The 12330-nt window shown below is 60.0% G+C and carries 12 protein-coding genes; 7 read left to right on the top strand and 5 right to left on the bottom strand.

Translation table 11 applies throughout. From position 1 onward, the window contains the following. Positions 1-22: 22 nt before the first annotated feature. From U1737_RS07225 to U1737_RS07215, 3 genes are all read right to left on the bottom strand, one after another. On the bottom strand, positions 23-1036 hold the full coding sequence (locus tag U1737_RS07225; RefSeq protein WP_332796182.1) for an AI-2E family transporter: 1014 nt from the start codon (positions 1034-1036) through the stop codon (positions 23-25). Next, entirely contained in the window at positions 1033-2091 is a 1059-nt protein-coding gene (locus U1737_RS07220; protein ID WP_332796181.1) for a YihY/virulence factor BrkB family protein, read from the bottom strand. Before U1737_RS07220 ends, U1737_RS07225 begins: the two co-directional genes overlap by 4 nt. A 464-nt stretch (positions 2092-2555) precedes the next feature. After that, entirely contained in the window at positions 2556-3503 is a 948-nt protein-coding gene (locus U1737_RS07215; RefSeq protein ID WP_332796180.1) for a manganese catalase family protein, read from the bottom strand. 420 nt (positions 3504-3923) lie between these two features. Here U1737_RS07215 and U1737_RS07210 point away from each other — a divergent pair, with 420 nt between their 5' ends. From U1737_RS07210 to U1737_RS07190, 5 genes are all read left to right on the top strand, one after another. Continuing rightward, positions 3924-4544, top strand: a complete 621-nt coding sequence (locus U1737_RS07210) for an OmpA family protein (RefSeq protein WP_332796179.1) — start codon at positions 3924-3926, stop codon at positions 4542-4544. Positions 4545-4633: 89 nt separating this feature from the next. After that, the gene (locus U1737_RS07205; RefSeq protein WP_332796178.1) at positions 4634-5263 is read left to right on the top strand and encodes a CsbD family protein; all 630 of its coding nucleotides are present in this window, start codon (positions 4634-4636) and stop codon (positions 5261-5263) included. A gap of 111 nt (positions 5264-5374) precedes the next feature. Next, positions 5375-6661, top strand: a complete 1287-nt coding sequence (locus tag U1737_RS07200; protein WP_332796177.1) for a cation:proton antiporter — start codon at positions 5375-5377, stop codon at positions 6659-6661. A 93-nt stretch (positions 6662-6754) separates the two neighbouring features. Then, positions 6755-8026 (top strand): YihY/virulence factor BrkB family protein, encoded by a 1272-nt coding sequence (locus tag U1737_RS07195; protein ID WP_332796176.1) that lies wholly within the window; start codon positions 6755-6757, stop codon positions 8024-8026. A 108-nt stretch (positions 8027-8134) separates the two neighbouring features. Next, entirely contained in the window at positions 8135-8659 is a 525-nt protein-coding gene (locus U1737_RS07190; protein ID WP_332796175.1) for a DUF937 domain-containing protein, read from the top strand. Positions 8660-8852: 193 nt separating this feature from the next. Here the strand turns inward: U1737_RS07190 and U1737_RS07185 are convergent, their stop codons facing one another. Together U1737_RS07185 and U1737_RS07180 are read right to left on the bottom strand one after the other, a co-directional pair. Further along, positions 8853-9011, bottom strand: a complete 159-nt coding sequence (locus tag U1737_RS07185) for a hypothetical protein (RefSeq protein WP_332796174.1) — start codon at positions 9009-9011, stop codon at positions 8853-8855. Between the two features lie 79 nt (positions 9012-9090). Next, positions 9091-9501 (bottom strand): DUF3597 family protein, encoded by a 411-nt coding sequence (locus U1737_RS07180; protein ID WP_332796173.1) that lies wholly within the window; start codon positions 9499-9501, stop codon positions 9091-9093. 150 nt (positions 9502-9651) lie between these two features. Between U1737_RS07180 and U1737_RS07175 the strand changes: the two genes are divergently transcribed. Both U1737_RS07175 and U1737_RS07170 read left to right on the top strand, forming a co-directional pair. Then, complete coding sequence (locus U1737_RS07175; RefSeq protein WP_332796172.1) at positions 9652-10242, top strand: DUF4142 domain-containing protein; 591 nt, start codon at positions 9652-9654, stop codon at positions 10240-10242. A gap of 157 nt (positions 10243-10399) precedes the next feature. Continuing rightward, positions 10400-12283 (top strand): AI-2E family transporter, encoded by a 1884-nt coding sequence (locus U1737_RS07170; protein WP_332796171.1) that lies wholly within the window; start codon positions 10400-10402, stop codon positions 12281-12283. Positions 12284-12330 lie beyond the last annotated feature (47 nt).

Below are 12330 nucleotides of genomic sequence, written 5' to 3'. Positions count from 1 at the left end.
AAGCGGTTGTTGTCTCTGATCATCATGACGACAGCAGCTTGGCGATCCAGCGGCTGCGATCGAACTGGCCGCAGATCATCACGATCGCCGCGGTCAACGGCACCGCGATCAGCGCGCCGGCGATGCCCCATACCCAGCTCCAGAACGTCATCGCAACGATGATCGCGAGCGGCGACAGCGACAGCTGTTTGCCCTGCAGGATCGGGTAGACGACGTTGCTGATCGTCATCTGCAGAACCACGAATCCTGCGAACACCAGTAACGGCATCTGCCACCCGCCGAACTGGATGAACGCAAAGAGCACAGGAGGGATGATGCCGACGATGTTGCCGATGACGGGGACGAAGTTGAGCAGGAAGTTCAGGATACCCCAGACCAGTACCAGCTCGAGCCCCGTCATCCACGACCATAGGGACGATGCGACGCCGGTCAGGATGCTGGTCGCAAGCGTGGTGCCGAGATAGCGGCGGATCTGGCCGGAAATCTCCTCGCCGACTTCGAGCATGTCCCGTCGCGCACCGCCTTCGAACATCTCGTACAGCTTGCGCCGCAGCCGCGGTACTTCGGGCAGGCCGAGCATCACCACGATCCCGATAAAGCCGACATAGGTGACGAAGGCGTAGACGCCGCTCGCCAGCATCTGGACCAGCATCGTGATCCGCTGCCGGTTAATCGTCCCGGCGATCGGCACGCTGCGATCCGCCGCCCAAGTGGCGAGGTGGTTATATCCGCGCTCAAGACCTGCCCATTGCGACGCAACCGCGCCGATCACCTGGCCGACCGAAAGGTACACCGCCGCGGCGAACGCGCCGAGGATCGTGACCAGCGCCAGGAGGGTCAGCGTATAGGCGATCCAGGAGGGCATGAACCGCGCCAGCCAGCGTTTTAGCGGCCAAAGCGCGGCGACAATGATTGCAGCAAACGCGATCGGCATGATGACCGCAAAGCCGATCCGCAGCGCGGCGATCAGCAGAATCGCCGTGATGATGCCGAGCAGGCGGTTGCGATAGCGTTCCTGCACGGGGATGTCGGTCATTCAGCACGTTCCTTTATGTGTTCGCCGGCATGGCGCATGGCTTCGGCATTAAGCCGCGCACCGAGTAGAAGGGCCCAGGCCGACACCATCAGCCAGAGCATCAGCACCACGACTGCGGACAGCGAGCCATAGGTGTCGTCGAAGCGCGCGAACCGCGCGACATAGGCGCGAAACATCATTGTCGCGGTCAGCCACAGGGCGACGCCGGCGATCGTGCCGGGCAGGGCGCTGCGCCACGGAACCGCCTCCGACGCCGGGGCATAGCGATAGAGCACGATCAGACCGCCACCTGCGCCGAGCGTCAGCGAACCGAACAGCGTGATCGCAGACGCTAACCGGGCACCTGGCAGTCCGTCGGGAACATAGCTCTGGAGGAAAGTGAGGATGGACAGCGAGATAAGCGCGGTCAGTACGAGCGCGGCGCAGCCCAGGACTACGATCGTCGACACCAGTTGTCGACGCAGTCCGCGACGCTCGCGTTTGATCCGATAGGCAAGGTTGATCCCGTGAAGCAGCGACCGTCCCGCACGACGTGCGCTGAACAAAGCGATGCCGAGCGACAATATTAGCGTCAAGATCCCGCCGCGACCGCTGACGAGTCCGCGGTTTAGGTTCGCGGCCACCAAATGCTGCGCGCTGACCGGAAGGATGGCGACGATCCTGTTCATATTGTCGGCGACGGCGGTCGGTGGAACCACCATGCCGTAAACACCCGCAATGACGCCTGCGAGCGGGATCATCGCCAAAAAGGCAGCAAACGCGATCGAGCTCGCGGCGATTCCGAAATCGTCACGTAAAGCGCTACGGACCGTTCGGGACGATAACGCAGCCCATAGCCCGATCCGACCAGACGACTGGGTAGGCATCTTGAAACGCAGCAGGCGAACACCGGGACGAAGGGATTGGCCACCCTTCAAGTCCGTTACCGTCATTGGTCGATGTTTCCAGTCCATAGGCAAGCTGTGAAGCTGCGGCGGGATAGGTCGGTCACTGTCAGCTCCACATTGCTCCCGCATACCGTTTGAGATGAAGAGGGAGTTCCATGCAATTTTCACATCGAAATTTTTCTGCGATAGAACACCGGTTACGAAGCTTACGCTGACCGACGGAGTGGATTGTCGGGCCGGTTCTGATCGGTAAATGACCTAGGTCAAGCAGCACCTATGGAGCTCAGGCGAGAAGGTCAGGGAGAATACGTTGATAGGCGGCAGGCACGAATTCTTTGCTATGGGTAAGGGGGTTCTAGTCGCCAAGTACGCTAACCAAATAGAGCTCGTATTCGCGTTATCGGCTGAACCCCCAAGATGTAACGGATCGGCTAATTTTCTGTCCCGCCGCACGTTTCGTTATAAATAACACGAGCACCGCTAGTTCACATTGCGTTCGTGCCGGATTGGTTGCATCGCCCGCTTGTAGTGTTGCCTCGCGACTAGAGAAAATATGCGTGCCCCGGCCGAACTAGAATGACGTCGCTACGCAAAACAGTCGGGCCGGCACCGAACGATGCCGGCCCGCTCCGTCACATTGCCTTTGCCATCGCCGTAGCTTCGGCAATGTCCTTGGCGCCGCCAAGGTCCTCGCCCGTGATAAGTCCGGCACCTGGCCCTGCACCAAGGTCAACGCCCGTTTCCGGATCGCTTGACGGATCAGAAGCAGTTCGTGCTGCCAGCTTATCGGCAACCGCCTGATCGTCCTTGGTAAGCTTTACTGATGCCGTGCCATCACCTTCGTCGATCGGCATGGTTTGCTCGAGATCGTCGATACGCTCCCACTGATCGCCCGAATTCCACGGGCCTGACGTGTCGCCTTCACCCTGCGACGTGTTAACGTACAGGTTCGCATATTTCTCGATCCCAGGCAGCTTGCCCGACGGGAAGTTGTCTTCCATCGCATACAACGCCTTCTCGAACGACTTCTGATGCGCGACTTCGCGCGTCATCAAAAAGCCGAGCGCATCCTTGATGCCGGGATCATCGGTGATTGCGATCAGGCGCTCGTAGACGATCTTCGCGCGGCTTTCGGCGGCGATGTTGGAGCGCAGATCACAGCTCGGATCGCCGCGGCTGTCGACGTATGCCGCAGTCCAGGGAACACCGGACGAGTTGGTCAGCGATGGACCGCCGCCATACAGCAGCGACTGGGTGTGGCTGTTACCGCCCGACGTCATCGACATGTAGAGGTCGGCCTCTTTCATCGACGCCTCGGCAAGCTGTGCCTTGGCACCCTTGTTGAGCATCGCAACGATCGAGCCGATGACTTCAAGATGGCTCAACTCTTCCGTCGCGATGTCGAGCAGCAAATCCTTGCGTCCCGCGTCAAGTTCACCCAGGCCTTGCGTAAAATACCGCATTGCTGCCGCCAATTCGCCATCGGCCCCACCAAATTGCTCGAGCATCAACGATGCGAGTACCGGGTTGGGTTCTGCGACACGCACCGTGTATTGCAGCCGCTTGTTGTGCATGAACATTATCGTAATCCTTCGATCGTGCTTCGAAGGCATTAGCGATTTCATCGCCGTCATCGTTCCTTTTGCAATGCATTCTTAAGCGACAATATTTTGTACTGCTAAGCATCAATACTGAATGAGATAAAATCTCTAAGTCTATTCGCGACTAAGGTAAGTGATTAAAATGGTTTAGGAGCCAGTATTGCGCGAGATCAATATGCGGCATCTGTTTTCTGATATTGGGTATATCTGATAATCCGGTGCGAGATATATGATTTGGACTGCCAAGGTTTGACGCCCCCTCCAAAATCAAAAATCGTCTTACGCAATATCGTATAGATTTGGAGCAATAGGTCCGAAAAAGCGGAACCCGAATAACGGCTCTGGTCGTTACGCGTCGGTACCAAATCAGGGCCGCATCAGCGGTAGGAGGGAAATAGAATGGCTGATCCAGAAAAAACCGACGGAGCGCCTCCGCGATCGATCCACATCGAAAAGAAGAAAACCAATTGGCTTGCCTGGATCGCGCTCGCGGCAGGCGTCCTGGCGTTGCTCTTGGCGCTAAGCCGCTGCGGTCATGACGAGACCGTCGCCGTTGCACCGGCGCCCAGTCCGACGCCGACCGAAGTCGTAGCGACGACGCCAGGTGCAGCCTCTGCAACAGCACTTGGCGGTACCCCTGGCCTTGGCAGCTACCTGGGTGGGACCGAAGCTGCGCCGCGGACATTCCAGTTCGAGCAGCTGACCTTCGATACGGCAAAGAGCACACTGCGCCCCGGCGACGCGCAGGAGGTGGCGACCATTGCTACCGTTCTCAAGCAGTACGGTAATACGCATGTCCGCATCGCAGGCTACGCCGACGCTCGCGGGCCGGCAGCCGCCAATGTCGCTTTTGGCAAGGCACGCGCCGACGCTGTCAAAGTCGGCCTGGTCGCACAGGGCATCGATGCCGCGCGCATCGAGACCGTCTCTGGCGGTGAGGCAGACCCCGTCGACACCAACGCGACGACGGCTGGTCAGGCCGAGAACCGTCGCACCGAGCTGGTCGTGACCTCGCGCTAATTAATTGACATATCTGGAGACTATCTATGACCCGTACCATCACCGCGTTATTTGATGACCGTAGCGATGCCGAAGCCGCACAGGAGCGGTTGAAGCAGTCGCGCGTCGATGCGGATCATATCCGCATTCATGACAAGTCCAGCGACGGTTACAGCGACACCGCACACTCGACGCATGAAGATCGCGGTATCTGGGCATCGATCAAGAACGCGTTCTTGCCGGACCACGACCGTCATACTTATGAAGAAGGCGTCCGCCGTGGCGGTTACCTCCTGACGGCGGACGTTGACGACGATGCGGTCGGTGAAGCCGTCAGTATCCTTGAAGAAGCCAACACGGTCGATATCGACGAGCGCGCCGAATCCTGGCAGTCATCGGGCTGGGACTATGCGCCGGCCGAGGCTGCGGCAACCGCTGCCAGCTATGGTCTCGATGCTTCGCCGGATCGGGCGTTTGCAACGTCTGGCGATGACATGGCACCAACCAATACGTCGTCGATCTACGGTCGCCGTGATCTCGACCACGGTTCTTCGCGCGTCCGTTCTTACGGCAACGATCACGGCACTGGCAGCAAGGCCAAGGGCATAGCCGACGAGGCGCTTGGAAACGTCAAGCAGGCTGCTGGCAGCGTGTTCGGCAATGAGAGCCTGAAGCGCGACGGTGTCGAACAGGAACGTCGCGGCGAGATCGAGCAGGGCAAGGGCCCGGACCGCTCGTAAGCTGATTGGGAGCGGTGGCAGTGCCATCGCTCCTTTCTCGCGCAATATTTCACGTCGACTGATGCGCGCGCTGCTGCGGCAAAATTTCGTTACCTACCGGGAAAACCCGTAATGATCGCCGCTTCCGGGTTTCCCGATACATATATCCTTGTTCTTACCGGCTTTGGCCTGCTTACCGCGCTTGTCGTGTGGTTGCCCCTGGCTCTCCGCAAGCTGCCGCTATCATTGCCAATCGTGTGCATCGCGCTCGGTGCTGCACTGTTTTCGCTCCCGCAAGTCACGCTGAAGCCGCTGCCGCTTCTCCACCCCGAGATCACCGAACGTTTTACAGAGTTCGTTGTCATCATCGCGCTGATGGGCGCTGGCCTGAAGATCGACCGCGTTTTCCGATGGCGCGACTGGGCGGTTACATGGCGGCTTCTCGCCATCACAATGCCGCTAGGCATTCTTGCGATTACCGTAGTGACGGCATGGGGAATGGGACTGCCATGGGCAATCGCGCTGCTGCTTGCGGCAAGCCTCGCGCCGACGGATCCTGTTCTCGCAGCCGACATCCAGGTCGGCCCACCCAAGAGTGAGGACGAAGACGAGGTACGGTTCGGGCTGACGTCAGAAGCCGGGCTCAACGATGGGTTTGCGTTTCCGTTCGTCCATCTCGCCATCATGCTGGCGGCCGCGGCCGGGACACATCAGTCGGTGTTGGGCGAATGGCTGAGTTACCGGGTCCTGTGGGAGATCGGTGCTGGCGTGGGTGCCGGATGGCTGATCGGCCGCGCCTTTGGGTGGGTAACCTTTCATGTCCCGGCACAGACCAAGCTCGCCCAGACCGGTGACGGACTGATCGCGCTGGCGGCGACCTGCATCTCCTACGGCTTTACCGAACTCATCCATTGCTACGGCTTCCTTGCCGTGTTCGTGACAGCACTGACGTTTCGGGGAACGCACCGGACCCACGACTTTCATCACGACATGCACGACGTAACCGAGCAGATCGAGCGACTGGCGATGATGGTGTTGCTGCTGCTGTTTGGCGGTGCGCTGGTCAGCGGGCTCCTGGCGTCGGTTTCGCTGACCGATGTGGCCATCGCGCTCGTGATCCTGCTGGTCATCCGGCCGATCACAGGCCTTATCGGTCTGTTCGGTCACCGGGCGGATCGCTCTGAGAAGCTGACTCTCGCTTTCGTCGGCATTCGCGGCGTCGGATCGATCTACTATCTGGCGTACGGGCTGAGCCACATCCACGTGGATGCCGCTGAGCGCCTTTGGGGCCTTCTCGGACTGGTCGTGCTGTTCTCGATCGTTCTGCACGGGCTGACGGTGACGCCAGTCATGCGTCTCCTCGATCAGCAACATGGGCGAGATCCAGACAAGGATGCGCCGCCAGCCGTGGGGGCTTGAGGCAACCCGTATCAGGGATCGTATCGAAACTGGCGTCTACCGAGAAAACGGCGATCGCATGCCAGGTGCAAGAAACGCGTAAAGGGACGAGGCATGACTGAGACGAGCAAGACGGACGCAAGGGGGCACGATGCCGGCAGTCCCTGGGCTATCCCGGCAAAAGGCTGGAAGGACATTGCGCTTCGAGCATGGAAGGAGGCAGGCCAGGATAACATCAGTCTGGTAGCCTCCGGTGTGGCTTTCTGCGGCGTCCTCGCCATGGTGCCCATGCTTGGCGCTGTAGTTCTGAGCTATGGCTTGGTTGCGACGCCTGAGACGGTCATGAAGAACGTCCAGTCGCTGACCTCGGTCATGCCGACCGATGCAGCCAAGCTCATCGGTGAACAGCTGGCCAACGTCGTCACGACGTCGGACGGCAAGAAGGGGTTCGGCCTCCTCCTTGCGCTCGCCATCGCGTTGTACGGCGCGATGAAGGGCGCAACCGCGCTCATCACCTCGCTGAACATCGCCTATGACGAGGAGGAAACACGCAGCTTCATTCGGCTGAACCTCATCGCGCTCGGCATCACTGCCGGCGCGGTCCTCATCGCGATCTTCGCGATCATCGCCATTGCGGCGATGGGAAGTCTGGATACGCTGTTTCCCTCAGCGCCTGCCGTGCTGCTTCTGGGGGGCAAGGTCGTCTCGTGCATTGTCATGGCCGGAATAGGCGCTGCAGCTGCTGCAACGCTCTACCGCTACGCGCCAAACCGAGACGAGGCCAAGTGGACGTGGCTGACGCCCGGCTCGGTACTGACGACGGTGTTGTGGCTGGTCGTTACCCTGGGCTTCGGGTTCTACGTGACAAACTTCGGCAGCTACGATGCGACCTACGGATCGCTCGGCGCGGCGATCGTTCTGCTGACCTGGCTGTATTTGTCTGCCTACATTCTGTTGCTCGGCGCCGAGTTCAATTGCGAACTGGAACGCCAGACGACGCAGGACACGACCAAGGGAGCGAGCAAATCGCTGGGGGATCGCGGTGCATACGCGGCCGACACGGTAGCGTCCGGACCCGACGTAGCGCCGCAGCCAGGACCGGGCCCGCAGGCTTCGTCCAGTGACGAAGAAGTATCCCGTGCCTCACCGCCTACGCCGTCTACACTAAGGGAATACGCGGCCAGCCGCATCGCCGTGCGCGTAGCGCGCATAGCAGGTCTCGGCAGAGCCGGCATGGTGCCGTCCATCATCGTTACGGGCGGGCTCGTTCTCCTGCGACGTCGCGACAAGGCTATCATGGGGGCAGGGCTGCTGGCCATCGGCGGAGGGCTTAGTTGGCTCTCGGGACGACCGCCCCGCTCTCGTACGACCGAAATGGCTGAGTGAGCGCCGCGCCTTTGAAAAGACCTGCCAATCCAAGGCTAAGCCCAAGCAGTGGTAGCCGGACCCATGGGCGCCGACATCTGTTGGTACCCATCAAACAAGGAAGCTGACATGAACCTCAACGACTTACTGCCAGATGGCGGCATCGATGCCCTTGCTGCTCAGCTTGGCATACCGCGTGATCAAGCTCAGCGTGGTGCCGCGGCCCTGTTGCCCGCCGTTCTTAGCGGCATGGGCAACAACACGGCGCAAGTGGATGCTCATGCAAACGAACTTGGTGGTGCGGACCTTGCTTCCAATGTGCTGGGCAACGAGCCGACGCAAATCGATCAAGGTAATCAGCTTCTCGGCGGTATCTTCGGATCGAAAGACGGTAGCCGTGAAGTCGCCAACAACGCTGCGCAAGGCAGCGGGCTGGCGCCTGAGCTGCTGAAGCAGATGCTGCCGATTCTGGTCATGCTGGTGGTCGGTCATCTGACCGGGCGCTCCGGCGGACAGCAGGGTGGCCTTGGTGGGATTCTTGGATCGGTACTTGGCAACCTTGGCGGTGCTGGAGCCGCGGGCGCAGCGCCCGGTGGCGGTCTTGGCGGCGGATTGGGCGGTATTCTCGGCTCGGTCTTTGGGGAGCGTCGATAACGCCGTTCGCCATCAGGCTGCCGTGTTGGCTTAACGGGTGGTTTGAACGACGGGAACAGATCGCGGCATCGCCGGCCCGCATGCCATTGAGACTGCTGACATTTCTGAGGAACGCGTACGGTGCAGAGACGAGGAAACAAGCGGGCTGGCCCCGTAGCGATCATCATCTTCATCATGATCGTAGCGCTGGTGATCACGATTTGCTGGCTTGTCGCTCAGAGCCTGCAAAAAGATCCAAACGGTCCGCCGCGCGGTAGCCAGACACTTCCGGCACAGGCTGCTCAGGGAACGGTGGCAACTTCGCCTCCGGAAACGGGGCCCGCGCATTAAGGGCGAGAATGATGTTGTTCATCATTCTCGCAAAGGGTAAGTACGGCGAACTAAATCTGGAGGGGGCTGCAGCTTGTACAGCTCCCTCCGGACCGACTCGCTTAATTGCGCAGGCTGTCTGGAACTATACCGCCGTTGTCGGCAAGCTTTTGCATCACAGCCTTATGAAGGGCGATGTTCTGTTCGGCAGAGCCGTCGTCTGCAGCATGGACATTCAGTTCGCTGGCAAGTTCCTTGCGAGCTGTCAGACTGGAATCCAGGTCGAGCAGCTTCAGGAGATCAACAATCGAGCTCTGGTAGTTGCCGCCGCCATCTTTCATCGATGCCATCTCGTTGAGGACCGCACCGACATCGACAGACTGCTGAGGCGCTGCTGGGGCGGGCTGAGCGGCAGCAGCCGGCGCCGCCTGTGGCGCCGCCTGGGGTGCAGCGGCAGGAGCCTGAGTTGGCGCAGCCGCGGGCGCAGCGTTATGATGGAAAACCTTGGTCATGATCGTGCTGAAGATGCTCATTGCCGTGTCCCGATAAGGCCGGCAGCGGTGCCGGCAGACAGGTTGAACGAACACGCCCTGCGATCGGTCCGAAGTTCGTTGCAAGGGTGGAACGGTCCCATCGAGGCACGCGTTGACTTGGCAGCAACGAACGACCGAATGGAGACGATAATGACTATGAAGACCCTGGCACTGGTATCGGTAGCAGCGCTCTCCTTGGCTGCCTGCGGCAAAAAGGCTGAAAATACGACCGCCGTCGATAACAGCACCTATGCCAACACGACCGCCACGGACGTGAACGCCGCTGGTTCCAATGATGCCATGGCAACACCCGCCTCAGGTGGCCAGGCTTTCGTAAACATGGCCGCTGCAAGCGACGCATACGAGATCGAGACATCGAAGCTCGCCGTAACCAACGGTGCATCTGCTGCAGTGAAGAAGTTCGCTGGCCAGATGATCACGGCCCATGAGGGTTCGACTGCCAAGCTGAAAGCTCTGACGGCTACGCTCTCGCCAGCCCTGACGCCCAACCCGGCGCTCAATGCCGAGCAGCAGCAGAAGCTTGCTGATCTGAAGACCAAGCAGGGCGCTGATTTCGACACCGCGTATGCAGCTGCCCAGGTCGCGGGCCATCAACAGACGCTCGATACGCTCAAGGGTTATGCCGCAACCGGTGACGTGCCCCAGTTGAAAACGTTCGCGGCGAGCTTGGCGCCTACGGTTGCAGCGCATCTCAACATGGCGAAAGCGCTCAAGTCTTAAGTCCGTCATTGGACGATAGTGTTCTCATCCGAGAGGTGCGTCATGACGCGAACCTCTCGGTTTTGTCTGTCCCGACATCGGGATAGCGATACTGTGCAATACCTCGTGCCGGGTCTCGACGTGACCGATACGCGAGCTCCGGCAAGAAGGTTTTCGTATGAGCAGTCCTGACAACATAGCCGGCTACACCGATGTAGTGACCGGTAGTCGCGAGTCACCCGCGGATAATCCTGGTGCGGCACAAATCCGATCAGCCTCAGCGCCAGAGCTCAAGACGCTGGCCGGCGTAGCGGTCGGTACGCTTGTCATTGCCGCCCTGTATTTCGGTCAAGACGTACTCATACCAATTACCCTGGCGGTGATGCTTTCGTTCGTTCTGTCACCCGTCGTGAACCTGTTACAGCGTCTGCGCCTTTGGCGGGCGCCTGCCGTGATCTTGACCGTCATGGCAGCTCTGGGTCTCCTGGGTCTGTTCGGCGCGCTCATCGGCAGTCAGGCGGCGTCGCTGACTGTGAACGCGCCGCAATATGCCCGCACCATCGAAGCCAAGGTTCAGGGGGTTCAGGGGTTTGCTGTTGCACGCCTTGCCTCGATCACGAAGGAACTGGGGGGCTCGCGACCAACTGCCCGGCCACGTGCCGCGCCGCCAACGCTGGCAACACCGTCGGTTGTGACAGCGTCCGACCAACGCCGCCCTATTCCGGTGGAAGTCGTCCAAGGCAGCACGTCGCCGTTTGCGATCGCACGTACGGTTCTCGAACCTATCCTAGGCCCGCTGGAAACGACGGTCATCGTACTCATCGTCGCGATCTTCGTTCTGATGCAGAAGGAGGATCTACGCGATCGCTTTATCCGTGTGTTCGGATCGAGCGACCTGCATCGCACGACGCGTGCTATCGATGACGCCGGTCAGCGCCTCAGCAAGTACTTCCTTTCCCAGCTGGCCGTAAACACGTGCTTCGGTGTCGTTATCGGCCTTGGTCTATGGCTGATCGGCATACCATCGCCGGCCATGTGGGGCGTGATGGCGGGGCTGCTGCGCTTCGTACCCTATATCGGGCCGTTCCTGGCAGCAGTGGCTCCTGCGGCGCTTGGTGCGGCCGTGGATCCAGGCTGGGGCATGACGCTGGAAGTCGTAGCGCTCTTTGTAATCATTGAGCCGCTTACCGGTTACGTCGTCGAACCATTGCTCTATGGCCACTCGACAGGCCTTTCGCCCGTATCGGTGATCGTATCGGCGATCTTCTGGACGTGGCTTTGGGGGCCGATCGGGCTGATCATGTCCACACCGCTGACGCTATGTCTGGTGGTCATGGGGCGCCATGTGAAGAGCCTCGAGTTCTTCGACGTCCTCCTGGGTGACAGACCAGCGCTGACACCTGTTGAAAGCTTCTACCAGCGCATCCTGGCGCGGAACCCGGACGAGGCTTTGGCACAAGCCGAGATGCTTCTCGCTGACCGCTCTCTTACAGAATACTATGACGGCGTCGTGCTCGAGGGATTGAAGCTGGCGGTCGAGGATGAGGCGCGTGGGACGATCGACCAGGCTGGCGCAGATCAGATGACCAAATCGATGATGTCCGTGATCGAGGACCTACAGCCTACGCTAGCAGTAACAGAATCTGATAGGACGATACCGGCCCAAACGGTTGCCTGCGTTGCCGGGCATGGTCCGTTCGATGACGCCGTGACCGCAATGCTTGCGCAGTTGCTTGGCCAACAGGGGGTGCAAGCACGGCGTGTCCCCAATAGCGCGGTCTCAAGGGATAACGTTCAGACGTTGGACCTTGCCGGAGTCGATGTGATCGCAGTCTCCTACCTGGAGGTATCCGGCTCACCGGCAAAGCTCCGTTACCTCGTTCGACGGTTGCGCGCGCGTGCTCCGACCGCGCGTATTGTTGTCGGCCTGTGGCCACAAGGGGAGGCAGCCCTCAGCGATACTTCGATCCAGCAAGTATTGGGCGCGGACCGATATGTCAGTTCGTTGGAAGGTGCGGTCGCAGATATTATAAAGTCCGAACCTCACTCAATAGCGGCATAGGTGTTTTATCCCACGGTTTGATGGTGCGATTTTTTCGTTGGAACGGA

Source organism: Sphingomonas fucosidasi (assembly GCF_036663855.1).
Taxonomy (GTDB): domain Bacteria; phylum Pseudomonadota; class Alphaproteobacteria; order Sphingomonadales; family Sphingomonadaceae; genus Sphingomonas; species Sphingomonas faeni_B.
This window is presented reverse-complemented; position numbering and strand designations above follow the sequence as displayed.

What these genes read in the sequence shown, in the direction of transcription:
- U1737_RS07225 (WP_332796182.1), bottom strand. Translation starts at nt 1,036, where the DNA reads ATGACCGACATCCCCGTGCAGGAACGCTATCGCAACCGCCTGCTCGGC.
- U1737_RS07215 (WP_332796180.1), bottom strand. Translation starts at nt 3,503, where the DNA reads ATGTTCATGCACAACAAGCGGCTGCAATACACGGTGCGTGTCGCAGAA.
- U1737_RS07210 (WP_332796179.1), top strand. Translation starts at nt 3,924, where the DNA reads ATGGCTGATCCAGAAAAAACCGACGGAGCGCCTCCGCGATCGATCCAC.
- U1737_RS07200 (WP_332796177.1), top strand. Translation starts at nt 5,375, where the DNA reads ATGATCGCCGCTTCCGGGTTTCCCGATACATATATCCTTGTTCTTACC.
- U1737_RS07195 (WP_332796176.1), top strand. Translation starts at nt 6,755, where the DNA reads ATGACTGAGACGAGCAAGACGGACGCAAGGGGGCACGATGCCGGCAGT.
- U1737_RS07190 (WP_332796175.1), top strand. Translation starts at nt 8,135, where the DNA reads ATGAACCTCAACGACTTACTGCCAGATGGCGGCATCGATGCCCTTGCT.
- U1737_RS07185 (WP_332796174.1), bottom strand. Translation starts at nt 9,011, where the DNA reads ATGAACAACATCATTCTCGCCCTTAATGCGCGGGCCCCGTTTCCGGAG.
- U1737_RS07180 (WP_332796173.1), bottom strand. Translation starts at nt 9,501, where the DNA reads ATGAGCATCTTCAGCACGATCATGACCAAGGTTTTCCATCATAACGCT.
- U1737_RS07175 (WP_332796172.1), top strand. Translation starts at nt 9,652, where the DNA reads ATGACTATGAAGACCCTGGCACTGGTATCGGTAGCAGCGCTCTCCTTG.
- U1737_RS07170 (WP_332796171.1), top strand. Translation starts at nt 10,400, where the DNA reads ATGAGCAGTCCTGACAACATAGCCGGCTACACCGATGTAGTGACCGGT.